Raw genomic sequence first — 23,849 nt, 5'->3', positions numbered from 1 at the left:
CAAAAGCTGTGGACAAGGTGTTTATGCTTGCCCTTCCGTCTTTTTAGGCGATTTCGCCGCCTTGGGAGCCGCTGCGAGCTGCGATTCAAGTGCCGCCAGGCGTGCGGCGAGGGATTCGTTCTCGTCTCGGGCGGCTACCGCCATTGCCTTTACGGCTTCGAATTCTTCGCGCGAAACGAAGTCCATGCCGCCGATCCACTCGCGGGCACGCTCGCGCGCGGCACCTTCGGTCTCACGGGCGACGCCGGCGAGCGTGCCGGCCGCGCCGTTCACGAACTTCACGAAATCGTCGAACAGGCGGTTGTCGGTCTGCATTGTCGTGTTCCTTACGCGATCACTTGATCTGTATTTCGTCAGCCGGACGCGCGGATACAAGGCTTCCGGCGTTCGGGTTGAGCTCGTGGATCTGATAGAGGAGAAAGCCCGCGAACGCGATCCAGGCGAGATACGGGACCAGCAGCACCGCCGCAAAGGTGCGGATGCGGGCGAAAAGGATGAAGGTGACCAGCGCCAGCACGAACAGCGCGCCGATGATCGCCAGCGCCGCCACGACCTGGTGCATGCCGAAGAACACCGGCGACCAGGCCAGGTTCACCGCCATCTGCACCGCGAAGACGACCAGCGCGGGCCCGCGCAGCGCCGACCCGCGCGCGTTGATGATCATCGCCAGCGCCAGCCCCATCAGCACGTAGAGCGTCGTCCAGGCGACCGGAAACGCCCATTCGGGCGGCATGATCGCCGGCTTCACCAGCCGGGCGAACCAGGGATTGTCGCTGCCCGAGGGCGCCAGCCGCGCCGAGGTGATGCCCAGCAACAGGATGAACGGCACCGTGACCACGGCCCATCGCAGATAGGCGAGCCTCAGCTGCCCCTTCGATGCGATTTCCCTCAATGCGGCCTCCGGTTATGTGTGCGGCGAAAGGGCTATGTTGCAGCGCGCCGAAACGCAAGCGTTGCCATATGGGGTGTCCACAGCTTGTACATCAGCCGCGGGTCGCTCCGATCAGGAATTCGACATTGCCCTCGGGGCCCGTGATCGGGCTGGTGGCGATGCCGGCAACGTCCCAGCCCTGCGCCGCCACCCAATCGCGCACTTCGCGGCAGACGCGCTCGTGCACCGCGGCATCGCGGACCACCCCGCCCTTGCCCACTTCGTCGCGCCCCGCCTCGAACTGCGGCTTGATCAGCGCGACCAGATGCGCCCCCGGCCGGGCGAAGCGGAACGGCACTTCGAGCACCTTGGCGAGGGAGATGAAGCTCGCGTCGCAGACGATCACGTCGACCGGCTCGGGAATGTGCGCCTCGGTCAGGATGCGCGCGCTGGTCTGCTCATGGACGATCACGCGGGGATCCTGGCGCAGCTTCCAGGCGAGCTGGTTGGTGCCGCTGTCCACCGCATAGACGCGCGCGGCGCCCTTGCTCAGCAGCACATCGGTGAACCCGCCGGTCGAGGAACCGACATCGATCGCCACCGCGCCGGTGACGTCCCAGCCGAAATGCTCGAGCCCGTGCGCCAGCTTGATGCCGCCGCGCGACACCCAGGGATGGTCGCGGCCCTTCACGTCGAGCACGGTCTCCTCGGGGAGCTGCTGGCCGGGCTTGTCGACCTTGCGGTCGCCGGCAAAGACCAGGCCGGCCATGATCAGCGCCTGGGCGCGGGTACGGCTCTCGGCCAGGCCGCGATCGACGAGCATCTGGTCGGCACGTTGCTTGGGCATGCAGCGCCTTTAGGTCCAACCGCTTCGGATGCAAAGCCGCGCGCCTTCAAACCCCGGCTGGGGCACATTGCGCCAAAGAGAGGGCCAGAGAGGGGAGAGCATCGCCGTGACGCCCAGCCAGAATTGCATCGCGCTCGTCCAGGAGTTCGAAGGCTGCGCGCAGAAGCAGCCCGACGGCAGCTTCAAGGCCTATCCCGATCCCGGCACCGGCAAGCTGCCCTGGACGATCGGCTGGGGCTCGACCGGTGCCGACATCGTCGAGAACACGGTGTGGAGCCAGGCGCAGTGCGATGCCCGGCTGGAAGCGAACCTCACCAGCTTCTCCGCCCAGGTCTCCTCGCTGCTCGGATCGGCGCCGACCAGCCAGAACCAGTTCGATGCGCTGGTCGATTTCGCCTACAATATCGGCGTCGCCAATCTCGAGAGCAGCACGCTGCTGCGACTCCACAAGGCCGGCGACTATGCCGGCGCCGCGGCGCAGTTTCCGCTGTGGGACCATGCCGACGGCAAGGTGCTCCCGGGCCTGCAGAAGCGCCGCGCGGCCGAGCAGGCGCTCTACGAGAGGACGTAAGGGGAGCGGCCGCGTTCAAGATGCCGAAGGTTGGTCAGCTGTTCCCCGGCGAAAGCCCGGGAACCGAGATTCAATGTCTTGGGACCTCCCCAACAGCTCGGCGCAATCGGACTTCAATCCGGCGCAGAGCCTATTGCCTATCTATCTAGTAGGAATAAATTGGAGCTCCGGCCTGCCCTCCCTTGGAGTGCAATTGATGAGTATCTTTGCTCCGTTTGACGATCATTCGCCGATCGTCCTCACCGTCCCCGGGCTCGGTGGCTCGGGGCCCTCACATTGGCAGACGCTCTGGGAGCAGTCGCGCCCCGATACCAGCCGAGTCGAACTCGGCATGTGGAATACGCCCCATCGCAATGCCTGGGTGACCAGGCTCGACCAGGCGATCCGCGGCGCGCAGGCGCCGGTGGTGCTCGCCGCCCACAGCCTGGGCTGCCTTGCCGTCGCCTGGTGGGCCGAGCTTTCGCCCCAGCCGTTCGGCTGGCCCGTCGCCGGCGCGCTGCTGGTGGCCCCGGCGGATGTCGACCGGCCGGACGTGAAGTCCGAGCTGGCGGGCTTCTCCCCCGCCCCGGCCAGGCCGCTGCCCTTCCCCTCGATCACCGTCGCGAGCCAGGACGATCCCTGGATCTCGATCGAGCGCGCCCGCGATCTCGCCAAGAGCTGGGGCAGCTTCTTCGTCGATGCCGGCCCCCAGGGCCATCTCAACGCCGCCAGCGGAATCGGCTGGTGGCATGAGGGACAGGAGCTGCTCGACCGGGTGCTCGACGCCGCATCGGACCGCAGCGGCCGCGTCCGCTCCGCCGCCGATGCCCGCTCGATCCTGGCGATCAACGCAACCGAGGCTGCCCAGGCCCATTATCTGGGGAGCCATGCGTGAAGAATCGGCGGCCGGCCGGTGCTTTCGGCCAGCCGCCTCTGGTAACTGCCCGCAAATCCTCTACATAGGAAATGCGGGCGTGGCCGGGTGACGTACCCTAGAGCGTCACCCGGCCTACCCGCGCCCCTTTCCCTTACGTCCTGCTTGCGGTTAGACCGGCGCCATGGATCGCCGAGACCTGCTCGCCGCCGCCGGAATTGCCGGCCCGTTGCTGCCGCTTGCCACCAGGGCCAGCGTAGCGCCGCCTGCCGGCCCGGCCACTCCAGATGCCAGCTTCCCGCTCTGGCCCGGCGAAGCGCCCGGGCTGCTCGACAAGGCCCTCCAGGACCATGTCGTCGTCCGCAATCCCGACCCCGCTTTCCCCGATCGCGCGATGGATCACATCCGCACGCCGCGGCTCGACGTGTTCCGCGCGAAGGAGCCGAACGGCGCCGCGATGCTGGTCATCCCGGGCGGCGGCTATGCGCGGGTGGTGGTCGACAAGGAGGGCTATGAGCTGGGACCCTGGCTGGCCGCGCGCGGGATCACCGCCTTCGTGCTGTTCTACCGGCTGCCCGGCGACCCGTGGCAGGACCCGAGCAACGTCGCGCTGGCCGATGCCCAACGCGCGATGCGGCTGATCCGCCACCAGGCACCGAAGTGGAAGATCGACCCGAAGCGCGTCGGCGCGATGGGCTTCTCGGCCGGCGGCCATCTCTGCGCCGATCTCGCCACCCGCTTCGACCGGAAGGTCTATGCACCGGTCGATGCCGCCGACACGCTCGACGCCCGGCCGATCCTGGCCGCGCCGACCTACCCGGTCGTCTCGATGGACCCGGGCTTCGCGCATATGGGCTCGCGCACCCAGCTGATCGGCAAGGATCCCAAGCCCGAACTGGCCGCCGAGCATTCGCCCGAGCGCCAGGTCGGCCCGAACACCCCGCCCTGCTTCCTCTGCCATGCCGAGGATGACGCGACGGTGCCGGTGCAGAACGCGCTGGCACTGCGCTCGGCGCTGGTGGCGGCCAAGGTGCCGGTGGAGACGCATCTGTTCGAACAGGGCGGCCATGGCTTCGGCTGGGGCAAGCGGACAGAGGGCAAGCCGGCGCATCTGTGGCCCGAGCTGTTCCTGGCATGGGCCAGGGGACATGGGCTGCTGGGGTAGCAGGGCTCAACATTCCCCTCCCTGCAAGGGAGGGGTTAGGGGTGGGTTAGAATAAGGTCGGGCTCGATGCCCGGCCTTTTCTGTTTTCCGATACCGTCTCGCTGGGCGCCTCCGGAAGACCGGAGGCGCAACCCACCCCCGACCCCTCCCTTGCAGGGAGGGGGTAAGAACGCGAATGACGGCCCATTCATTTTCGCCGCATGTTATGTTGTATCTTTAACTCGCTTGCCCTATATCCCGCCCATGCCGGTGAGTCTTCCGCTAGCCCGTGTATGGGGCAATCTTGATGGGCGCCTTGATCGCATCGCGATCGGGGTCAGTGGCCTTTGCCTGGTCCACTGCGTCACCACGACCATCCTGCTCACCATCATTTCCTCGGCCGGCGGCCTGCTCAACCCGGCGATTCACGAAGTCGGCCTCACGCTTGCGATCGGCCTCGGCGCCTTCGCGCTGGTCCGCGGCGTGATGTCGCACGGTTATATGGCCCCCGCGATCGTCGGCGCCTTCGGGCTCGGCATCATGGCCGGTGCGCTCTCCCTGCCGCATGGCGAATTCGAGATTTTCTGGACGCTCGTCGGCGTCAGCCTCGTCGCGCTGGGCCATGACCTGAACCGGCGCGCCACCTACTGAATCTTGCCGCAAGCCCCCCGGACGCCTACATTGGCGCCATGCACGCGCACGATCATCATGAGCATCACGGCAACGACCTGACCAAGGCCGCACAGACCACGCTGGAGAAGTCCGGCGAGCAGTGGACGGCGATGCGCGAGCGCGTGTTCGAGGCGCTGGCGGGCTTCGACAAGCCGGCTTCGGCCTATGACATCGCCGAGGCGGTCTCCAAGGCCGAGGGCCGCCGAGTCGCGGCCAACAGCGTCTACCGGATCCTCGACCTGTTCGTCGGATCGAACCTCGCCCGCCGGGTCGAGAGCGCCAACGCCTATATGGCGAACACGCATCCCGACTGCCTGCACGACTGCATCTTCCTGGTCTGCGACAATTGCGGGCAGACCACGCATATCGACGACGACTCGATCACCAAGACGGTGCGCGCCGCCGCCAAGGGCGCGGGCTTCTCGCCCGAGCGCCCGGTGATCGAAGTGCGCGGCAAATGCGCGGATTGCGACTGATCGCGCCCCGCGCGGACACCTGCACCAAAAATCCATGACCGCAACGTTCGACTTCGCGAAAACGGAGGAGTAAGGGCAGTCGGATGGCCGATCTACCCAGCACCCCGCTGCTCGATACCGTCGACACGCCCGATGCCCTGCGCAAGCTCCAGCCGCACCAGCTCCGCCAGCTCGCCGACGAGCTGCGCGCGGAGACGATCTCCGCCGTGGGCAGCACCGGCGGGCACCTCGGCTCGGGCCTGGGCGTGGTCGAGCTGACCGTCGCCATCCATTACGTCTTCAACACCCCCGACGACCGGCTGATCTGGGACGTCGGGCACCAATGCTATCCGCACAAGATCCTCACCGGCCGCCGCGACCGCATCCGCACGCTGCGCCAGGGCGGCGGCCTGTCGGGCTTCACCAAGCGCAGCGAGAGCGAGTACGACCCGTTCGGCGCCGCGCACTCGTCGACCTCGATCAGCGCCGCGCTCGGCTTCGCGGTCGCCAACAAGCTCTCGGACAAGCCCGGCAAGGGCATCGCGGTGATCGGCGACGGTGCGATGAGCGCCGGCATGGCCTATGAGGCGATGAACAATGCCGAGGCGGCGGGGAATCGCCTGGTGGTGATCCTCAACGACAACGACATGTCGATCGCGCCGCCGGTGGGCGGCCTCTCCGCCTATCTGGCGCGGATGGTGTCGTCGTCCGAATATATGGGGCTGCGCAGCCTCGCGAAGCGGGCGATCCGCAAATTCTCGCGCCGGCTTACCACCGCGGCGGGCAAGACCGAGGAGTTCGCGCGCGGGCTCGTCACCGGCGGCACGCTGTTCGAGGAGCTGGGCTTCTATTATGTCGGCCCGATCGACGGCCATAATCTCGAGCACCTGATCCCGGTGCTGGAGAATGTCCGCGACAGCGCGGAGGGGCCGATCCTCATCCATGTCGTCACCAAGAAGGGCAAGGGCTATGCCCCGGCCGAGGCGGCGGCGGACAAATATCACGGCGTCCAGAAGTTCGACGTGATCACCGGCACCCAGGCCAAGGCGCCGCCGGGCCCGCCGGCCTATCAGAACGTCTTCGCCGACCAGCTGATCAAGGATGCCGAGAGCGATCCGCGGATCGTCGCGATCACCGCCGCCATGCCCTCGGGCACCGGCGTCGACCGCTTCGCCAGGGCGTTCCCCGACCGCACCTTCGACGTCGGCATCGCCGAGCAGCATGCGGTGACCTTCGCCGCCGGCCTGGCCGCGCAGGGGATGCGGCCGTTCTGCGCGATCTACTCGACCTTCCTGCAGCGCGCGTACGACCAGGTCGTGCATGACGTGGCGATCCAGAACCTGCCGGTGCGCTTCGCGATCGACCGCGCCGGGCTGGTCGGCGCGGACGGCGCGACGCATGCGGGGAGCTTCGACATCACCTATCTCGCCACCCTGCCCAACATGGTGGTGATGGCCGCGGCCGACGAGGCCGAGCTGGTCCATATGACGCATACCGCGGTGCTGCACGACAGCGGGCCGATCGCGCTGCGCTATCCGCGCGGCAACGGCACGGGCGTGGCGCTTCCGGAAGTCGCGCAGCGGCTCGAGATCGGCAAGGGCCGCATCGTCCGCGAGGGCAAGACCGTGGCGATCCTCTCGCTCGGCACCCGCCTGGCCGAGGCGCTCAAGGCCGCCGATGTGCTGGAGGCCAAGGGTCTTTCGACCACCGTCGCCGACCTGCGCTTCGCCAAGCCGCTCGACGAGGAGCTGATCCGCCGCCTGCTCACCACGCATGAGGTGGCGGTGACGATCGAGGAAGGCGCTGTCGGCGGGCTCGGCGCGCATGTGCTGACCATGGCGAGCGACCAGGGGCTGATCGATGCCGGCCTCAAGCTGCGCACGCTGCGCCTGCCGGACGTGTTCCAGGACCAGGACAAGCCCGAGCTGCAATATGCCGAGGCGGGCCTCAACGCCGACAATATCGTCGACACGGTGCTCAAGGCGCTGCGCTGGAACGAGGCGGCGGTGACCGACGGGGCGCGGGCCTGAGGTTCTTCCGATAACCCCTGGTTATGTCCGTCGAACGCCTGTTCCGATGGACAGCGCCGCCCGCGCGGACCAGCATCCCCGGCAAAGCGTAACCCCGGGGATTGTCCAATGCTGAACCGCCGTGCCTTCCTGCTGAGCTCCGGCGCGGCTTTTCTCTCCGGCAGTGCCGCCGCGGCCGCCGTCACCCGGCAGCAAACGCGCGTCCGCGGGGCCGGCGCGCCGATCGAGATCGTCGATGACCTGTGGGGCACGCCGCATATCCGCGCCGCCACCATCCCCGATGCGTTCTTCGGCCAGGGCTATGTCGTGGCGCGCGACCGGCTGTTCCAGATCGACCTGGCGCATCGCCGCGAGCTCGGCCGGCTCGCCGAGGCGTTCGGGCCGAGCTTCGCCAGGCACGACGCCAATGCCCGGCTGTTCCACTATCGCGGCGACATCGACGCCGAGCTGCGCCGCGTGCCGGCCGATGTGCTCGCCTGCGCCAGGGCCTATGTCGCCGGGATCAATGCGCGCATCGAGGAAGTGATCGCCAACCCGGCGCTGCTCCCGCTCGAATATCGCATCCTGCAGATCATGCCCATCCGCTGGGACCTGCGCGACATGGTCCGCGCCCGCGAAGCCGCCGGCGGCAATGTCGATGACGAGATCCGCCGCGCCCGGCTCGCGGCGATCGGGATGCTCGACCTCGACGCGATCGTCGCCCCGCTGCGCCCGGCCTGGAAGATGGCCGTGCCCGAGGGCCTCGACGCCGCCGCGATCAGCCCGGCCGATCTCGGCGTGCTCAATATCGACGGCCTGCCCTGGGCCAACCTCACCGGCCAGGACCCCGCCGCCGCCTCGGCCGAGCGCGCCAATGCCGGCAGCAATGCCTGGACCGTCTCGCCGTCGCGCACCGCCACCGGCCGGCCGATCCTGGCGAATGACCCGCATCTCGGCATCGGCGGATTCAGCCCGCGTCACAATGCGCACCTGACCGCGCCGGGGCTCGACCTGATCGGCGGCGGCGCGCCCGGCCTGCCCGGGATCATGCAGGGCCATACCGATCGCTTCGCCTTCGGCCGCACCAACTTCCATATCGACCAGGGCGACTTGTTCATCCTCGAGCTCGATCCCGCCGATCCCGAGCGCTACCGCCATGACGGCGGCTGGAAGCGGTTCGACAAGGTCGAGGAAGCGATCGCGGTGAAGGACGGCGCGCCGTCCATGGTGACGCTGCGCTATTCGGTGCAGGGGCCGGTGATCTCCTACGATCCGGCCAAGCGCCGCGCCACAGCGCTCGCCACCATCGCGATGCAGCCGGGCGGCGACGGCGCCTTCGCGATGATCGCGATCAACCTGGCAAAGGATTGGAAGAGCCTGCGCAAGGCGTTCGAGCTCCACCCCTCGCCGACCAATTTCCACTATGCCGATGTCGAGGGAAATACCGGCTGGCAGGTGATCGGCTTCGTGCCGGTGCGCAAGAAGGGCGACGGGCTGCTCCCGGTGCCGGGCGACGGCCGCTACGACTGGACCGGCGTGCGCAAATATGAGTCGCTGCCGAGCGAGTACAACCCCGCCAAGGGCTGGTTCGCCTCGGCCAACCAGAACAACCTGCCCGCCGACTGGCCGCGCGACCGCATCCCCGCCTTCTCGTTCCGCGATCCCTATCGCTATGATCGCATCGCCGAGGTGCTGACCTCGCAGCCCAAGCACACGCTGGCCGACAGCGTAGCGCTCCAGCACGACACGCTCTCCACTCCGGCGCGCCAGTTTGTGGCCCTGCTCCCGCAAGTCCCCTCACCCGCGGCCAGGCCGGCGATCGACATGCTGCGCGGCTGGGATGCGCGGATCGACCGCGACAGCGGTGCCGCCGCATTGTTCGAAGCGGTGTGGCGCGAGGCCGGCAAGCGCATGCTCGCCGCGATCGTGCCGGCCCGGGCAAAGGGGCTGGTCTCCAGCATCGCGCCCTCGATCCTGCTCGATGCGCTGGCGAAACCGGACAGCCGGCTCGGCCCCGACCCGGTCGCCGCCCGCGACGCGCTGCTCGACGCCGCGCTTGTCGCCGGCTGGGCGGCAATCCGCGACAAACTCGGCGCCGATCCGGCGGCCTGGCGCTACGGCGCGCTCCACCAGGTCCGCCTGCGCCACCCGCTCTCGGCGATCCCCGCCATCGCCAGGGCCTTCCCGGCGATCGAAGGCGAAGGATCGGGCGGCGACGGCTATACGGTGATGGCGCGCTGGCTCGGCTCCGGCCCGGGCTGGCAGGTCGGCGGCGGCGCGAGCTATCTGCAGGTGATCGATGTCGGCGCCTGGGACAATTCGCTGATGCTCAGCCTGCCCGGCCAGTCGATCGACCCGCGCTCGCCGCATTACCGCGACCAATATGGTAATTGGGCGAACGGACGGATGCAGCCCATGCCATTCAGCCGCGCCGCGGTCGACGCCCGTGCCGCCACCCGCACCACGCTGAACCCCGCATGAGGCGCGCGGCCCTCCTCCTGCTTATCCTCGCCACGCCGGCAGCGGCGCAGGACCGCGGCTTCGACAAGGCGGTTACCGCGTTCCGCGCGCTCCACCGCGCAGAGGTGACCAAGGCAGGGATCGCCGGCAGCAGCTTCTATGTGATCCGCGACGGCCGCACGGTGGTGGCGGACCATCTCGGCGAGCAGGATGCCGATGCGCATGTGCCGGTCGACGCGCAGACCATCTATCACTGGGCATCGATCACCAAGACGATGACCGGGATCGCGATCCTGCAGTTGCGCGACCGCGGCCTGCTCAAGCTCGACGACCCGATCATCCGCTATGTGCCCGAACTCGCCCGGGTCCATGACCCGTTCGGCGATGCGTCCGAGATCACCATCGGCCAGCTGATGAGCCATAGCGCGGGCTTCCGGAACGGCACATGGCCGTGGCGCAACAAGCCCTGGCAGCCCTTCGAGCCGCCCGCCTGGGAACAGCTCAAGGCAATGATCCCCTATACGGAAGTGCTGTTCAAGCCGGGCAGCCGGTTCAGCTATTCCAACCCCGGCATCGTCTATCTCGGCCAGGTGATCGAGCGGCTCTCGGGCGAGGATTTTGAAGTCTATATCGACAAGAACATCCTGCGCCCGCTCGGCATGCACGCCAGCTATTTCGACCGCACCCCGCCCTTCCTGCTGCCGCACCGCTCACACAGCTATCACATCGAGAACGGCAAGCGCGTGGCGGCTCCGTTCGATGCCGATACCGGGGTGACCGTTTCGAACGGCGGCCTCAACGCGCCGCTGCCGGACATGGCGAAATATGTCGCCTTCCTGCTCGGCGACCCAAAGCGGCCCGACTATGACCTGGTCCTCAAGCGCGCTTCGCTCGACGAGATGTGGGAGCCCCGGATCAGCGCGGGCGAGGATTTCACCCAGGGCCGGATGGCGAGCACGACCTGGAGCGGCCTGTCCTTCTTCGTCGACAAGACCGACGGCATCCGCATCGTCGGCCATAATGGCGACCAGAACGGCTTCCGCGCCTATCTGAGCCTGTGCCCGGACCAGCATCTCGGCACGCTGCTCACCTTCAACACCGAGACGCGCGGGGTGGAGAATGCGCCGGGCAACCGCGACATGCCGGAGTCTCGGGTCGCGCTGGCGACGGATGGGCTTTGCAAGGCGGTTGCCGCGAAGAAATAGGCTGTTCCCCGGCGAAAGCCGGGGCCCCGGGGTAATAGAGCGAGACGGCAGAGAAACCCTGGGCCCCGGCTTTCGCCGGGGAGCAGTGAGCGCCAAACGTTAACGCGCCCGAAGCAGCCTGCCCCGCTTCGCCACTCGCGCGCCACCTTCATAGGCCGCCTGCCCGCCGACCATCACCAGGTCGAAGCCCTCGGCCTTCGCAAACGGATCGACATAGCTCGACCGCGCCTTCACCTTCGCGGGATCGAACAGGATCAGGTCCGCCTGCATGCCCGGCCGGATCACGCCGCGATCGCCGAGCCGCAGGATATGCGCCGGCAGGCCGCTGCCCTTGCGCACCATCTCCGCGATGCCGAGCTTCCTGTCCCGGACCACATATTCCTCGACCAGCTTGGCATAGGTGCCGGTCGCGCGCGGATGGCGCATGCCGGGGCCGCCATCGGTCGAGAAGGCGACATAGGGATCGAGCAGCAGCACGTCCTGCAATGCCTTGTCCTGGGTGAAATGCGCGCCGGAACCGCTCTGCGGGCCGATCTTGATCAGGAAATCGGCATAATGGAGCCCCGCCTCCTGCGCCGCCTGGGCCAGCGTCTTGCCGGCATAGGGAGCGGTGCCGATCAGCAGCGCCTCGGGACCGCCGCGCCGCGTCATCCGCTGCACCAGATAGTCGCGCAGCTCCTGCCGGCGTTCGGCCACCACCTTGGCATAGGCCGTCGGCGGCAACGCCCATTTGGGGAAGAGGATGGCGATGCCGGTATAGCCCGCCTCATAGGGGTATTGATCGGCGGTCAGCTCGATCCCCTGGCGGCGCTTGTCCGCCAGGAAGGCGAGCAGCTCACGCGCCCGCGCCTCGCCCTTCCCGAACACCACCTTCAGGTGCGAGATATGCGGCCGCGCCGGCAGCGACGAGGCGATCAGCTCGTCGATCGACGCCTTGATGTCCTCGTCATTCTCCGAGCGCATATGGCTCATCACCACGCCGCCATAGCGGCTCACCACCTTGCCGAGATTGGTCAGCTCGGCGGTCTCTGAATAGATGCCCGGCACATATTCGAGGCCATAGGACAGGCCGAACGCACCGGCACGCATCTCGCTGTCGAGCTGCGCCGCCATCCGCGCCAGCCCCTCGGCGTCGGGCACGCGCACCGAATCCGGCACCCCGGCCGCGCGGCGCAGCGTGCCGTGGCTGGCGAGCAGCACGACGTTAAGGTCGATCGGTGCCCGGTCCACCGCCGCCATCCAGCTGCGCGGATCGAGGTCCTTGCCCAGCCGCGGGCCGCTGCCGTCCTGGCCGAGCGTGATCGTGGTAACACCCATTGCCAGGAAGGCTTCATAGCTGTCCTTCAACGGGTCGCCATGGCTGTGCATGTCGATGAAGCCGGGCGCCAGCACCCTTCCCTCGCCCGCGATGACACGCCGGGCATCGCCCCCGGCCGAGGGCGGATCGATCCGCGCGATCCGATCGCCGCTGACCAGCACATTGGCGAGCCGCGGCGGCGTGCCGGTGCCGTCGACGAGCAGCACTTCGCGGAACAGCGTGTCGGGTTGCGCCGCAAGCGTCGCGACCATCGGCCATGCGGAAAGCCCGCCCGCCGCCACCGCTCCGCCCAATGCCTGTCGCCGTGTCAAACGTTGCTTCATGCCGCTCCCCGATCGCTTTTGCCGGACTATGCGCACAAGCGCGGCGCACGCGAATCACCAAGGCTGCATAAAGTCATGGCCTCAACGCATGGGGTGTCGGTTTGCCGCCGGTCAAAGCCGTGCGCGCGGCGACCGCGCAGGACTGGCCATCCCCCCTGATCGGAATTACACCACCGCCCGTGCTCAAGATGACTTCGCTGCCCGCCTCCGTCCGCCTCCGCGCGCTTGCCACCTGGCTCTTCGCCGTCGCGGCGCTGATCGTGCTGATGGTGGTGATCGGCGGGATCACCCGCCTGACGGAATCGGGACTCTCGATCACCGAGTGGAAGCCTTTCACCGGCACCATCCCGCCGCTCACCGAAGCGGCGTGGCAGGCGGAGTTCGCCCGCTACCGCGAGATCGGCCAGTACACCCAACTCAACCAGGGCATGACCCTCGCCGAGTTCAAGAACATCTTCTTCTGGGAATATCTCCACCGGCTGCTCGGCCGGGTGATCGGCATGGCCTTCGCGCTGCCGTTGCTCTGGTTCGCCATCCGCCGGGCGATCCCCAAGGGCTATGGCTGGCGGCTGATCGCACTGCTCGCGCTGGGCGGGCTGCAGGGCGCGCTCGGCTGGTGGATGGTCAAGTCGGGCCTGAACAAGACCAGCACCGCGGTCGACCATTTCTGGCTCTCCGCGCACCTGATGACCGCGCTGTTCACGCTCGGCGGCATCATCTGGACCGCGCTCGACCTGCTCGCGCTCAGGCGCAACCCGATGGCGCGCCCCGCCCGCCTCACCGGCCTGGCGGTCGCGGTACTGGCGGTGCTCGCCGTCCAGCTCTTCTACGGCGCGCTGGTCGCGGGGCTGCGCGCCGGGCTGGTCACCGACCAGTGGCCGCTGATGAACGACCATTTCTTCCCCGGCGTCAGCCAGGCGGGGCAGAGCCTGGGCCATATCCTCTTCTCCGATCCGGCGGTGGTGCACTTCATCCACCGCTGGTGGGCCTGGATCACGGTCGCCGCGCTGGTGATCCTCTCCCGCAAGGTCCGCGCCGCCGATCGCCGCGCCTCGATCGCCATCCACAGCGCGTTCGGCACCCAGATCCTGCTCGGCATCGCCACGGTGATGGCCGGCATGCCGATCTGGCTCGCCGCGCTCCACCAGCTCACCGGCGCGCTGGTCGTCATCGCCACCGTCTGGGGCGCGCATGTCGCGGGCAGCCGGGCCGGCGCTTGAGCGAGCTGGCGCTCTTCTACGTGACCTTCGCCACCCGGGCGGATGCCGAGCGCGTGGCCGAGACGGTGCTGGCCGAGAAGCTTGCCGCCTGCGCCAATATCCTCGCGCCCTGCACCTCGCTCTATCTCTGGCACGGGGAGCTGGAACGCGCCGAGGAAGTGCCGGTGTTGTTCAAGACCCGCCCGATGCTCTCCACCCGGCTGCGCGAGCGCATCGCCGCGCTCCATCCCTATGACCTGCCGGTGATCGAGAGCTGGACCGCCACCGTCGGCGGCGATGTCGCCGCCTGGGTGGAAGGCGAGACGCGCTGATGCTGCTCGCCGCGATTGTCCTCCAGGCAAGCGCGGCCAGCTTCTCCCCGCCGCTCGACCGGGCCCTGCTGGTCGTGACCGAGCGCCATGACGATACCCGCCTCTACCGCATGGAGCGCCGCATCCGCTTCGCACGCGAGGACGGCGGCTATCGCGCGGAAGTCGTGCTCGCCGAAGCGGAAGGCGAGACCAGCGACAGCAGCGGCGCGCTGTTCGAGGCAGGCTATGCCGCGCTCGCCGGTACGCCTCTGATATTCCACCTCGACAAGGCCGGCACGGTCACCGCGATCGACGACCTCCCCGCATTGTGGGAGCGCTTCTGCCGCCGCGTCGCCGAAGTCGCCGCCGCGCGTCGCGCGCTCGCCCCTGCCGAGCGCCCCAAATTCGCCGAGCGCGTCGCTGCTCCGATCCGGGCCCTGCCCGACAGCCGCCGGCGCGCGATGCTCGGCTCGCTGGTGCTGGCGGTGGTCCCCGACGAGCCGCTGGTGCCGGGCACCACCCCGGTCCGGCTGCCCGGCAGCTCGGCCTATGGCAGCGCCAGGCCACTCGAGGGCATGCGCAGCGTAACAGCTTCGCCCGGCGGCCTGCTCCGCAGCACCACCGTCGCCAGCGGCGAGAACGTGACCCTCGAACGCATCACCGAAGTCGATCCCCATACCGGCCTGATCACCCGCAACAGCAAGACGCTGCGCATCCGCACCGGCGGCCTGGAAAGGATCAGCCGCACCCGGCTAACGGTCGAACCGCTCGCCGATTGACTCGCCGTGCCGCGCATGGCCGAACGCCGGGCAAAGGGGAAATCCATGCGCTCGATTCTTGCCGCCGCTCTGCTCGCCTGCCTCGCGGCCGCACCGCCCGCAGCGGCCCAGGCATCGACCAAGGCCGAACCCGCAACGATCGATATCGTCTTCAACCCGCCGACCGACGCGCCGATGCGCTACCGCGTCGCCCGCGACCGCGCCGCCCGGACCAGTCGCCCGGCAATGTCGGCCAGCTGGGTGGAGGAACTGCGCTTCACCAGGGCCGGCGACGGCTTCATCGCGCATTGGCGGATGGAGGCCGCTTCGTTACCGCCCGAGATGCGCGCGCCCGGGATCGCCCCGATGATCGCCCCGTTCACCGGCGAGCCGATCGCCTTCGATCTCGACGCGGAAGGCACCGTGCTGCGCGTCCGCGACTGGCCGGCGGCGCAAGCCCGGATCCTGGCCGCCGTCGATGCCGCCGGGCAGCTGATCCCCGCCGCGGATCGCGACAAGGTGATGCCGCAGGTCCGCGCGATGTTCACCGGCCTCACCGCCGAGACCGCGCCCTCGGCCCTGTTGCGCAACGTCGAGCCGCTGTTCGGCGGTGGCGGGCTGTCGATGCATGTCGGCGAGGAGATCAGCACACCGATCGAGCAGCCGGTGCCACTGCTCGGCGGCAGAGTCGCGATGGACGTCACCGTCACCCTGAGCGCCGCCGAGCCCGGCCGCACCGCCACGCTCACCTCCCGCTCCGACTATGATCCCGATTCTTTCAAGCGGCTGCTCACCCAGCTCGCCGATCGCTTCACCCCGGCGGAGAAGGCCGCGCGTACGCAGGAGCTCGAGCAGATGCTGCCCGAGATGCTGCTCAGCGAAACCGGCACCACGCTGATCGACCTGCCCAGCGGCATGCCGCTGCGCTACGAAAACAGGCGCATCGCCACCATCGACGGCAAGACCGTTCCTGTGGAATCGCTCGCACTTACCTGGCTGCGCTGAGGGGAAAACGACCCACGGTATTCAGATACCCGTCAGCAAAGCCCCACTTTTCTTGACTTTTCCCGAGCGAATCGTCAGAGGGCCTTCAGCCGCGCTGCCCGAAAGGGTGGCGCGCTCGCGTTTCATACTCGAAAGGTCCCAGCCCATGAAGGCGCTGATGAAGACCACCAAGTCGGCGAAGCCGGCCGAGGTGGAGAAGAAGTGGCATATCGTCGATGCCGACGGCCTCATCGTCGGCCGCGCTGCCGTCGTGATCGCCAATGTGCTTCGTGGCAAGCACAAGACGAGCTTCACCCCGCACGTCGATTGCGGTGACAATGTCATCGTCATCAACGCGGACAAGATCAAGTTCACCGGCAAGAAGCTGGGCCAGAAGGTGTACTACAAGCACACCGGCTATGCGGGCGGCATCAAGGGCATCACCGCCGGCAAGGTCCTCGAAGGCCGCTTCCCGGAGCGCGTCCTCGAGAAGGCCGTTGAGCGCATGATCCCGCGCGGCCCGCTGGGTCGCCAGCAGATGCGCAACCTGCGCATCTATGCCGGCGCTGCGCATCCGCACGAAGCGCAGAACCCCGAGGTCCTCGACATCGCCGGCATGAGCCGCAAGAACAAGGTGGGCGCATAATGTCTGACAACCGCCAGTCCCTTTCCGATCTCGGCGCCATCGCCGCCGGTGAGCAGGCCGTGGCCGCCCAGGCGCAGGCTGATTCCGATACCCGCGCCGATGCGTATCTCGCCGGCCAGCTCGACGAGCCGGTCAACACCGCCCCGCTGCGTGCGCAGGAGCTCGACAAGTTCGGCCGTGCCTATGCGACCGGCCGTCGTAAGGACGCCGTCGCCCGCGTGTGGCTGAAGCCCGGCACCGGCAAGATCACGATCAACGGTCGTGACCAGGAAGTCTATTTCGCGCGTCCGACGCTGCGTCTCGTCATCAACCAGGTGTTCGGCATCACCGAGCGCGAAGGTCAGTATGACGTGATCGCCACCGTCAAGGGCGGCGGTCTTTCGGGCCAGGCCGGCGCGGTGAAGCACGGCATCAGCCAGGCGCTCACCAAGTACGAGCCGATCCTGCGCACACCGGTGAAGCGCGCTGGTTTCCTGACCCGCGACAGCCGTACGGTCGAGCGTAAGAAGTACGGCAAGGCGAAGGCCCGTCGTAGCTTCCAGTTCTCGAAGCGCTAAGCGCCTCGGCAACTGCCAACGAATTGGGGCGGTCCGGCAACGGGCCGCCTCTTTTCGTTTGGGGAATGCGCGGCTAGCCTTGCGCCATGGCGCTCGATCACCCCGACACGATCCGTATCCTCGCCTTTCTGGGCGAGATCGGCATTCCCGTGTCCCAGGGGACGATCGCCGGCGACAGCTTCCTGCCCGGCATCGAAGTGCGCGACGGCGGACTGCTGCTAGACCCCGAGCGCCCCTTCTATCCCGGCGACCTGCTCCATGAAGCGGGGCATATCGCCTGCACCGATCCCGCGGACCGCCCGACGCTGTGCGAAGTCCGTGACGATCCGGGCGAGGAAATGGCGGCGATCGCCTGGTCCTATGCCGCTGCCCGCGCGATCGGGATCGACACGCGCGCGCTGTTCCATGCCGACGGCTATCTCGGTGGTGGCGAGGCGCTTGCGATCGCCTTCGACAGCGGCAAGGGCCCCGGCCCGCCCATGCTCCAATTTTACGGCATGGCCGCCGAGCCGCACCAGGCCGAGAAACTCGGCCTTCCGGTCTATCCACAAATGGCGAAATGGCTGCGCTAGGGTTTGCGCATCAGGTCATAGAGCGCCAGCCGGAACACCAGCCCGCCGCCCGCACCGCTCGCTCCGACTATCAGTAGGAGCGCGATGCCTTCCCATGCCGATGCGGGCCCGATCCAGATGAGCATCGGCACGACGCCGACCACGGCACCCGAGGCCATCGCGTTCCACCAATGCAGCCGATAGCGGCGCTCGAGCCACAGATAAGCCGGCAATCCCAGCACCAGCGCATGGCCGAAGGCGAATGGGAAGCCCAGCACCAGCGCATAGAACAGGATGGCCGGCGTGTCCGTGAATGCCGCCAACGGCGCTTCGCGTGCGAACAGCAACCAGAGGATTGCGCCGGCAAGAAGGGATGCCGCGATCGAGGCGACCAGGAACGCGCCCATCACCTTGCCGAAAGGCGCCGGTTCTCTCATGCCCGCTCCAGCCAGCCGGTATAGTGCACCACGTCGCCGATGATCGGCAGGCGCACCCGTACCTCGAAACGGAAGCGTCCATCCTCCTGCCATTCGCGCGCATCGATGCGCGGCCCCAGCCGGCGCGGCATCGGCACGCCGAAGGCGGTCCAGCCGCGCAGCACCATCTTCAGCCCCTGCCCATCCGAAGGCAGGTCGAAGGCGAAGCGCAGCGGCCCGAACCGCTCGGCGACACCCTGCCCCGCCTGGCTGAGTTCGCTGGAGAAGGCATGGCCGCCAAAGTCGCGCGTCCAGCGTTCCTTGCCATGTTCCGCCGAGAAAGCGACGCGGAGTGACCAGCTGCCCTCGGGCGGAAAGCCCATCACGCGCCCCACCAGCCAGGCCAGCCCCCTGCCCCGACGCACCTCGCCTTTCCCCGACGCCCCGGCATCGCCGATAAAGTCGTGCATCCCACGCACCGCCTCCGGCAGCTTGCCGAAGCGCGAGCCCATCGCCCGGACATAGAGCGGATCGACCGCACGCTCGACCACTTCGGTCCGGATCGCGAGCCTGGCGAACAGCGGCTCGAACCGATCGAGCGTCAACAGCCCGCTCGCGTCGCGCGCGCCCGGCGGCACCTTTCCGGAGAGGATATCCTCTGCAAGCAGCTCCGCCGCCAGCGTCGGAATCTCGGGCCCGTCGCCCCGCTCGGCAATCAGCGTCCAGCGCCGCGCGATGCCCGATCCGGTCAGCGTCACGGTCATGGCCGAACGGTCGCTGCCACCACGCCCGGTGAGCGTCTGGAGCTTATGCATCCAGCGCGCCGTCCCACCGAGCGAGCCGATCCAGCCCCAACGCACCGGCCAGCTCATCAGCCATAGTCCGAGCATGTGGAGACCGAACTCGGTACCGGCGTGGAAGGTCACCGCCGGGCGGCCGGGCAGCGCATCGGGCATCAGCGACAGATCGGGCACCTCGGCAAGCGCAACCCAGCGATGGAGCGGCGCCATCCCGTCCACCATGAACCGCACGCGCCGGAGCGCCTGCCAGCCGGTCGCCCCGATCCAGCGGCGCCCGCGCCACAGCCGCACCGGCCTGCCGACATAGGACAGGATCGCCGCCGCGACCGCCGGACCTGCCACCGCCCGGTTCGATGCGCTCAGCGCGATATCGACCCGCTCCACCTGGTCCAGCCCCTCCGCCAGCTTCCGCACCACCGCGCCCGACAGCGCCGGCAGGCTCGAGGCTCCGCTGATGATCGGCACCGCAACCGCTGCACCCTTGTCGAGCGCGCCGACCCCGGTGACGAAATCGCGCGCATCGGCCAGGTCGAGATAGGGGATGCGCATCGCGATGCAGGCCTCGGGCACCGTGGTGCCGCTACCCTGGAAAGGCCCGGCCGCGTCGATCACAAGGTCCGGCCGCTCGCGAGCCAGCACCATGCCGATGCCGTTGGTCCGGTCCGCCACCACCGGCTCCGCGCCCGCCAGCCCGGTGCAGAAAGCCGAGGCGCGCTCGAAGCTTCGCCCCGCCACCAGCACCGCGTGCCCGGCGCCCAGCAACCGCCGGCTTAGCCGCGCACCAAAGCCGCCATAGCCGCCGATGACGAGGATGCGGCTCACAGGATGCGCGCCCTTTGCTCGGGGCTGGGCACCCAGCAGGCATCATGCTTGCCAAACAGCCGGTAGCGGTTGCGCGCGATCCGGCGATAGGCGGCGTCGCGCCAGCCGCGCGGGATCACCCGCATCACGCCGAGCGCCCGCCACGGCCAGCCCAGCGCTTCGGCGATCGCCAGCACGCCGTCGCTGTCCCGCCGGGCACGGTCACCGTCGATCACCAGCATCGTATCCGGATCGTCGGGATCGACACCGAAGCGCTTGCACAGCGCCTGCCCCGCCTCGCTCTGCACCGAGGCGAGCCGGAAATGCCCGCGCCGGTCATGCCGCAGCACGAAGCGCGCGTTCGTCGTGCACAACACGCAGACGCCATCGAACAGGATGATCGGGTTCATTCGGGTGCTTCCCGCCGCCAGTTCAGGGCCGCCCAGAATGCCAGCCCCGCCAGCGCCCCGATCAGGCCCAGCCAGGCACACACCTCGAACAGCTGGCGCCAACCCGCCGCGGTATAGCGTCCATGCTCGGACAGCACGGTGCCGCCGATCTGCGAATATTCGCCCGGATTGTTGAGCAGCACGAGATAGGGGAGCCCGCCGACCAGGAAGCCACCGATCGCGGCGCTCCACCAGCGCAACCGCCAGCGCAGGCTGAGCAGGCCGTAGAGGGGCAGGCCCAGCAGCGCCACATGCCCTGCGGCCAGGATCGCCCCGACGATGAAAGATGCCACCGCCATGAACCAGGCCTGCTCGACGACGCCCTCCATCACGCCGGTCACGATGAAATAGGCGGGAAACGCGCTCGCCCCGACAAGAACCGCGGACAGGATGGCGGCCAGCAGGCGTCGTCCGGAGGGCTGGTCCTGGTTCATCGCCTCACTCCGCCGGATCCGCGAACACGCAGAGCTGGTGGACCAGCTCGCCGAGCAGCGGGTGCACCAGGTCGAGGCTGAACACGAAGCGGCCATCGCCGATGTCGATATGCCCCACCGTCAGCTTGCCCGGCATCGCCCAGTTGGGCAGCTTCACCCGCAGCCTGCCGAGCTTCAGGAAATAATGGTCGCTGACGAACAACAGCGCCCCGCCATCCTCCTCCAGCCGCAGCGCTATCCCCACGCCAAGCCCCAGATATTCCTCGATTCCCGTCGGCCCGGCGAAGCGCTTGGCGCTGTGGATAACCTGTGGAAAACCCTGTGCACGGCCATATTGCCGCGTCCAGTATTGCCCTTGGCCGTCGCCATCCGCCGTCACGCTGACGCTGGCCGATACGCCGACGTCCGTGCCCAGCGGCAGCGGTGCGCCGATCGCGCGGGAAAGCTGCGCCAGCAGCCACCCCACCCGGCTCATCCGGCATTCGGCGACTTCGCCCAGATAGGAGACACAGGCGCCGGCCTTGATCTTGCGCAGGAAGCGGCGGCGCGTCGCCGGCGGCAGGAACAGCCAGCGCTCGCCGAGCAGCCGCGCGAACGGGCTCTCGGCATCGTCCCAACGCGGCGCCGCGACACGGTGCCAATCGGCGTAGCGGGCCAGCGAACCCGGCGCATATCCGATTGCCGCTCCCATGGGACCGCTCCTTTCGCTTACTCGCTCTTGCCCTTGGGCAGGAATGCCAGAATCTTCTTGCCCAGCCGGATCAGCGTCATCAGCCGTCCCGGCGGCACGCTCATCATCTGCTGGTACCAATCGTCGATCGTCACGACGAAGTCCTGCATCGCCACGATCCGGCTACGCGCCGTGTCGGAGATCGCCGCATCGCGTCTCGCTTCCTCGGTGCAGACGCGCAGCGCCGCCACCGCCGGATCGATCTCGCGCTCCTTGCGGCCCTGGGCAATGCGCGTGAGCATCTGCATCAGGTCAACCTCGGCCTCGTAATGATCGCGCCGGTCGCCCATCACCGGCACGCGGCGGATCAGCTTCCAGCCCAGCAGTTCCTTCAGGCTGTTCGACGTGTTGCTCCGCGCGATGCGCAGCGTGTCGCTGATCTCCTCGGCGTTGAGCGGCCGGTCGGAGAGGTAGAGCAGCGCATGGATCTGGGCGACCGAGCGGTTGACGCCCCATTGCCCGCCCATCTCGCCCCAGTGCAGCACGAACTGCTGCACCGCGATCGGCAACTGAACAGCGTTGTCCGTAATTTCTGTCATAACAGAAATATGAGACAGAATTGCACGGGAGTCAATCGCCTTCGCGGTCCATCGCGCCCCAGCCTCGCTTCGCCGCCATGCATGCCGTTGCGGCAGCGCAACTAGCGGCCTGGGCTGCGACGTTTGCGCACGGCGCAATCGCGATGAAGATTTCCTTAGGTATTTCTGCAGGTTGTTCGGATTCTTCCTCTAAATTATTCATGGAAGTGCAGGTTGCGGCGGTTCCGCGGCCTCGGGGGAAATTCGGGGTGTTCCAAAATCACAGGACGGCCGTGCTTGGCGCGGCGCTTGGTCTGCTTGTGCTCGGCGGCTGCGATGGCGGCGGCGGGGGTGGTTCGTCGTCGAGCGGCAGCGCCGGCGGCGTGGTCACCACGCCCAGCCCCACGCCGGCACCGGTGGTGTTCACCGATGGCGATGCCGCCCGCCTCGCGCGGCAGGCGAGCTTCGGCCCGACCACCGACCTGGTCGCCCGCATCAAGTCGCTCGGCGCCACCGCCTGGGTCGACGAGCAGCTTGCCGCCTCGTCGAGCAGCTATGCCGATCTCACCACCGAGGTCCGCCGCGATTTCTGCGTGAGCACCGATACGGTGTGCAACCGCGCGCATTTCAGCCGCACGCCGGTGGCGATGCGCTTCTTCGCCAATGCCGTTGCCGGATCGGACCAGCTGCGCCAGCGCACCGCCTTCGCGCTCGGCCAGATGATCGTCGCTTCGGAAGCGGAGGTGAACTCCACCGCCGGCATCGCGACCTTCAACCAGATCTTCCTCGCCAACGCCTTCGGCAATTACCGCGACATCCTCGCCCAGGTGACGATGAGCGGATATATGGGCGATTATCTCGACATGGCGGACAGCAACAAGTCCGGCCCCTCGGAGAATTACGCCCGCGAGCTGCTCCAGCTCTTCTCGATGGGCCCGGACGCGCTCAACATGGACGGCAGCCTGAAGCGCGACAGCGCCGGCGGCGCCATCCCCAACTATACGACCGACGACATCAAGGGCGTCGCCAAGGCGCTTACCGGCTGGACCTATGCCCGGGTCGGCGGCGCGGCGATCACCGATGGCAATGCCCGCGACTATTCCAAGCCGATGATCCAGGTGGCGGCACGCTACGACACCACCCAGAAGAGCTTCCTCGGCACCAGCGTCGCCGCGGGCGCCGCCCAGGACGCCAGCGTCGCCGCCGTAGTGGACGCAGCCTTCAATAATCCGTCGACCGCGCCCTTCGTCGCGCGCCACATGATCGTCCACCTGGTCACCGCCAATCCCAGCCCGGCCTATATCGGCCGCGTCGCGCAGGTGTTCGCCGATAATGGCAGGGGCGTGCGCGGAGACATGAAGGCCGTGGTCCGCGCGATCCTGCTCGACAGCGAGGCCCGCTCGGCGCCCACCGCGACCGGCGGCAAGCTCAAGGAGCCGGTGCTGCTGATGACCGCGCTCGCCCGCGCGATCGGCTTCGCGACCGATGGCTATGTCTTCACCACGCGCGATACCAGCCTCGGCCAGCCGGTGTTCCGCGCGCCTTCGGTGTTCAATTTCTATCCGGACGATTTCCCGCTGCCCGGCTCGGCCACGCTGAAGAGCCCGGCCTCGAAGCTGCTCAACACCTCGAACGTGCTGCGCTGGCACAATTTCGTCTATGACTGGACCGTCTCGGGCGATGCCAGCCGCAGCGAGTACGCGCTGGATTCGGGACTGCCCATGTCCTCGCTCACCCAGCCGCTCTGGACGAGCTGGGAAGCGTATGGCGTCGACCTCGATGCGATGGTGGCGCGGATCGACCTGACGATGTTCGCGAACACGCTCAGCCAGGCGCAGAAGGATGCGCTCAAGGCGGCCGCCACCCCCATCACCAATACCGATGTCGCCATCCAGGCGCGCCGCCGCGCCCAGATGATGCTCTACGTCGCGGCCTCGAGCCCGATGTTCCTGGTCGATCGCTGAGGA

At 68.1% G+C, this 23,849-nt stretch carries 26 protein-coding genes; 16 read left to right on the top strand and 10 right to left on the bottom strand.

Going from position 1 to position 23,849, the window contains the following annotated elements:
• Positions 1-21 precede the first annotated feature (21 nt).
• The 3 genes from AC1RJ5_RS19195 to AC1RJ5_RS19185 form a co-directional block, all read right to left on the bottom strand.
• Positions 22-315, bottom strand: a complete 294-nt coding sequence (locus tag AC1RJ5_RS19195; RefSeq protein WP_269576388.1) for an accessory factor UbiK family protein — start codon at positions 313-315, stop codon at positions 22-24.
• Positions 316-334: 19 nt separating this feature from the next.
• Positions 335-892 carry a TspO/MBR family protein gene (locus tag AC1RJ5_RS19190; protein WP_269576389.1) on the bottom strand — a complete coding sequence of 186 codons (558 nt, stop codon included), beginning with the start codon at positions 890-892 and terminating at the stop codon, positions 335-337.
• A 91-nt stretch (positions 893-983) separates the two neighbouring features.
• On the bottom strand, positions 984-1,718 hold the full coding sequence (locus AC1RJ5_RS19185) for a TlyA family RNA methyltransferase (RefSeq protein ID WP_342249098.1): 735 nt from the start codon (positions 1,716-1,718) through the stop codon (positions 984-986).
• A gap of 106 nt (positions 1,719-1,824) precedes the next feature.
• Here AC1RJ5_RS19185 and AC1RJ5_RS19180 point away from each other — a divergent pair, with 106 nt between their 5' ends.
• The 8 genes from AC1RJ5_RS19180 (at position 1,825) to AC1RJ5_RS19145 (ending at position 11,087) form a co-directional block, all read left to right on the top strand.
• Positions 1,825-2,289 carry a lysozyme gene (locus AC1RJ5_RS19180; protein ID WP_342249099.1) on the top strand — a complete coding sequence of 155 codons (465 nt, stop codon included), beginning with the start codon at positions 1,825-1,827 and terminating at the stop codon, positions 2,287-2,289.
• A 196-nt stretch (positions 2,290-2,485) separates the two neighbouring features.
• Positions 2,486-3,163 (top strand): RBBP9/YdeN family alpha/beta hydrolase, encoded by a 678-nt coding sequence (locus AC1RJ5_RS19175; RefSeq protein WP_269576392.1) that lies wholly within the window; start codon positions 2,486-2,488, stop codon positions 3,161-3,163.
• 163 nt (positions 3,164-3,326) lie between these two features.
• Positions 3,327-4,307 carry an alpha/beta hydrolase gene (locus AC1RJ5_RS19170; protein WP_493115118.1) on the top strand — a complete coding sequence of 327 codons (981 nt, stop codon included), beginning with the start codon at positions 3,327-3,329 and terminating at the stop codon, positions 4,305-4,307.
• A gap of 243 nt (positions 4,308-4,550) precedes the next feature.
• Positions 4,551-4,937: a MerC domain-containing protein gene (locus AC1RJ5_RS19165; protein WP_269576394.1), complete on the top strand. Its 387-nt coding sequence runs from the start codon at positions 4,551-4,553 to the stop codon at positions 4,935-4,937.
• 38 nt (positions 4,938-4,975) lie between these two features.
• A complete protein-coding gene (locus AC1RJ5_RS19160) occupies positions 4,976-5,434 on the top strand; it encodes a Fur family transcriptional regulator (RefSeq protein WP_184168859.1) in 459 nt (152 codons plus the stop codon).
• 83 nt (positions 5,435-5,517) lie between these two features.
• Entirely contained in the window at positions 5,518-7,443 is a 1,926-nt protein-coding gene (dxs, locus tag AC1RJ5_RS19155) for a 1-deoxy-D-xylulose-5-phosphate synthase (protein ID WP_184168860.1), read from the top strand.
• 108 nt (positions 7,444-7,551) lie between these two features.
• Positions 7,552-9,903: a penicillin acylase family protein gene (locus AC1RJ5_RS19150; protein WP_493115115.1), complete on the top strand. Its 2,352-nt coding sequence runs from the start codon at positions 7,552-7,554 to the stop codon at positions 9,901-9,903.
• Positions 9,900-11,087 (top strand): serine hydrolase domain-containing protein, encoded by a 1,188-nt coding sequence (locus AC1RJ5_RS19145; protein WP_493115113.1) that lies wholly within the window; start codon positions 9,900-9,902, stop codon positions 11,085-11,087. Before AC1RJ5_RS19150 ends, AC1RJ5_RS19145 begins: the two co-directional genes overlap by 4 nt.
• A gap of 99 nt (positions 11,088-11,186) precedes the next feature.
• Here the strand turns inward: AC1RJ5_RS19145 and AC1RJ5_RS19140 are convergent, their stop codons facing one another.
• Complete coding sequence (locus AC1RJ5_RS19140) at positions 11,187-12,728, bottom strand: N-acyl-D-amino-acid deacylase family protein (protein WP_493115111.1); 1,542 nt, start codon at positions 12,726-12,728, stop codon at positions 11,187-11,189.
• A 188-nt stretch (positions 12,729-12,916) separates the two neighbouring features.
• Here AC1RJ5_RS19140 and AC1RJ5_RS19135 point away from each other — a divergent pair, with 188 nt between their 5' ends.
• From AC1RJ5_RS19135 to AC1RJ5_RS19105, 7 genes are all read left to right on the top strand, one after another.
• Positions 12,917-13,948, top strand: coding sequence for a COX15/CtaA family protein (locus tag AC1RJ5_RS19135; protein ID WP_342251330.1), 1,032 nt, complete (start codon positions 12,917-12,919; stop codon positions 13,946-13,948).
• Positions 13,945-14,259 carry a divalent-cation tolerance protein CutA gene (gene cutA / locus AC1RJ5_RS19130; protein WP_342251328.1) on the top strand — a complete coding sequence of 105 codons (315 nt, stop codon included), beginning with the start codon at positions 13,945-13,947 and terminating at the stop codon, positions 14,257-14,259. The genes AC1RJ5_RS19135 and cutA overlap by 4 nt, the downstream gene beginning before the upstream one ends.
• On the top strand, positions 14,259-15,017 hold the full coding sequence (locus AC1RJ5_RS19125; protein ID WP_269576399.1) for a hypothetical protein: 759 nt from the start codon (positions 14,259-14,261) through the stop codon (positions 15,015-15,017). Before cutA ends, AC1RJ5_RS19125 begins: the two co-directional genes overlap by 1 nt.
• 45 nt (positions 15,018-15,062) lie before the next feature.
• Entirely contained in the window at positions 15,063-16,001 is a 939-nt protein-coding gene (locus AC1RJ5_RS19120) for a hypothetical protein (RefSeq protein ID WP_493115109.1), read from the top strand.
• 145 nt (positions 16,002-16,146) lie between these two features.
• A complete protein-coding gene (rplM, locus tag AC1RJ5_RS19115; protein WP_184168867.1) occupies positions 16,147-16,626 on the top strand; it encodes a 50S ribosomal protein L13 in 480 nt (159 codons plus the stop codon).
• Positions 16,626-17,183, top strand: coding sequence for a 30S ribosomal protein S9 (rpsI, locus tag AC1RJ5_RS19110; RefSeq protein WP_269576401.1), 558 nt, complete (start codon positions 16,626-16,628; stop codon positions 17,181-17,183). The genes rplM and rpsI overlap by 1 nt, the downstream gene beginning before the upstream one ends.
• An 86-nt stretch (positions 17,184-17,269) precedes the next feature.
• Positions 17,270-17,755: a hypothetical protein gene (locus tag AC1RJ5_RS19105; RefSeq protein ID WP_184168869.1), complete on the top strand. Its 486-nt coding sequence runs from the start codon at positions 17,270-17,272 to the stop codon at positions 17,753-17,755.
• On the opposite strand, the gene AC1RJ5_RS19100 is transcribed toward AC1RJ5_RS19105, so the two are convergent.
• Genes AC1RJ5_RS19100 through AC1RJ5_RS19075 form a run of 6 tightly spaced genes read right to left on the bottom strand, consistent with a single transcriptional unit; the run spans position 17,752 to position 21,903 of the window.
• The gene (locus AC1RJ5_RS19100) at positions 17,752-18,171 is read right to left on the bottom strand and encodes a hypothetical protein (RefSeq protein ID WP_493115106.1); all 420 of its coding nucleotides are present in this window, start codon (positions 18,169-18,171) and stop codon (positions 17,752-17,754) included. The genes AC1RJ5_RS19105 and AC1RJ5_RS19100 overlap by 4 nt on opposite strands.
• Positions 18,168-19,772: a saccharopine dehydrogenase family protein gene (locus tag AC1RJ5_RS19095; protein ID WP_269576403.1), complete on the bottom strand. Its 1,605-nt coding sequence runs from the start codon at positions 19,770-19,772 to the stop codon at positions 18,168-18,170. Before AC1RJ5_RS19095 ends, AC1RJ5_RS19100 begins: the two co-directional genes overlap by 4 nt.
• Entirely contained in the window at positions 19,769-20,161 is a 393-nt protein-coding gene (locus AC1RJ5_RS19090; protein WP_493115104.1) for a thiol-disulfide oxidoreductase DCC family protein, read from the bottom strand. The genes AC1RJ5_RS19095 and AC1RJ5_RS19090 overlap by 4 nt, the downstream gene beginning before the upstream one ends.
• Positions 20,158-20,634, bottom strand: a complete 477-nt coding sequence (locus tag AC1RJ5_RS19085) for a hypothetical protein (RefSeq protein WP_269576405.1) — start codon at positions 20,632-20,634, stop codon at positions 20,158-20,160. The genes AC1RJ5_RS19090 and AC1RJ5_RS19085 overlap by 4 nt, the downstream gene beginning before the upstream one ends.
• A gap of 4 nt (positions 20,635-20,638) precedes the next feature.
• Positions 20,639-21,325, bottom strand: a complete 687-nt coding sequence (locus AC1RJ5_RS19080; RefSeq protein WP_493115101.1) for a DUF4166 domain-containing protein — start codon at positions 21,323-21,325, stop codon at positions 20,639-20,641.
• A 17-nt stretch (positions 21,326-21,342) separates the two neighbouring features.
• The gene (locus tag AC1RJ5_RS19075; protein WP_342251325.1) at positions 21,343-21,903 is read right to left on the bottom strand and encodes a GbsR/MarR family transcriptional regulator; all 561 of its coding nucleotides are present in this window, start codon (positions 21,901-21,903) and stop codon (positions 21,343-21,345) included.
• A 248-nt stretch (positions 21,904-22,151) separates the two neighbouring features.
• Here AC1RJ5_RS19075 and AC1RJ5_RS19070 point away from each other — a divergent pair, with 248 nt between their 5' ends.
• A complete protein-coding gene (locus AC1RJ5_RS19070) occupies positions 22,152-23,846 on the top strand; it encodes a DUF1800 domain-containing protein (protein ID WP_342251324.1) in 1,695 nt (564 codons plus the stop codon).
• The last annotated feature ends 3 nt before the right edge of the window (positions 23,847-23,849 follow it).

Source organism: Sphingomonas sp. GW822-FHT03G08, assembly GCF_058801135.1.
The sequence above is the reverse complement of the archived record's forward strand: the minus strand, read 5'-3'. Positions and strand labels throughout refer to the sequence as shown.